Source organism: Kitasatospora sp. LaBMicrA B282 (genome assembly GCF_050325825.1).
Lineage (GTDB): Bacteria > Actinomycetota > Actinomycetes > Streptomycetales > Streptomycetaceae > Kitasatospora.
Genome location: NZ_JBNQTI010000268.1, coordinates 6875 through 7674 on the forward strand (window position 1 = coordinate 6875; position 800 = coordinate 7674).

1 protein-coding gene is annotated in these 800 nt (G+C 75.4%); it reads left to right on the top strand.

Translation table 11 applies throughout. From position 1 onward, the window contains the following. The first annotated feature begins 115 nt into the window (after positions 1–115). Positions 116–532, top strand: coding sequence for an NUDIX domain-containing protein (locus ACQRUO_RS37665; protein ID WP_428320686.1), 417 nt, complete (start codon positions 116–118; stop codon positions 530–532). Positions 533–800 lie beyond the last annotated feature (268 nt).

The following is an 800-nucleotide window of genomic DNA, read 5'->3' on the forward strand; positions in this document are numbered from 1 at the left end:
GGGGGGGGGGGGGGCCGGGCCTGCCTGGGACCGACCTGCACCCCCACGGAGCGGGCCCCACCACGGCGCATCCAACCGCCGTCCACCGGAGTCCGACCGGTCTAGGCTCCCCCGCATGGAGAATCGGATCGTTGTCGGCGGCGCGCTGATCCACCGGGGTCGGGTGCTGGCCGCCCGGCGCAGTGCGCCGGCCGAGGTGGCGGGGCGTTGGGAGTTCCCCGGGGGCAAGACCGAGCCGGGGGAGAGCCAGCAGCAGGCGCTGGAGCGCGAGTTGCTGGAGGAGCTGGGGGTGCGGGCCCGGGCGCTGCGCCCGCTGGCCGGCGAGTGGTCGGTCCGGGCCGGGCTGGTGCTGCGGATCTGGACGGCGGAACTGCTGGAGGGTGAGCCGCAGGCGCTGGAGGACCACTCCGAGGTGCGCTGGCTCGGCCCTGACGAGCTGTCGGCGGTGGACTGGCTGGAGCACGACCGCGAGGTGCTCCCGGAGCTCGCCCGGCTGCTGGCCGCTGACGCGCCGACCCCTGACAGCCCGTAAGGCTCCTCCGGCGCGCGCCCGAGTGCGGCCCATCCCGGTTGCCGGTCGGAAAAGATGACCCGAACGCATGGATAGGGTGGGTTACGTCTGGGTATGTCACAGTTCGGCATGATCGGATCGACCTGATCGGCCGTACTCGCCCGCGATCGGTACTTGGGAGGCCCCGTCGGTGACCAGCACGGGTAGCGGCGCGCGGCGCGGGCGGCCCCGCCCCGCGCGGCCGGGCGGCGCAGCCGCCCGTGCCCGGCTGCGGGTCAGCGCGCCGACC

What these genes read in the sequence shown, in the direction of transcription:
- ACQRUO_RS37665 (WP_428320686.1), top strand. Translation starts at nt 116, where the DNA reads ATGGAGAATCGGATCGTTGTCGGCGGCGCGCTGATCCACCGGGGTCGG.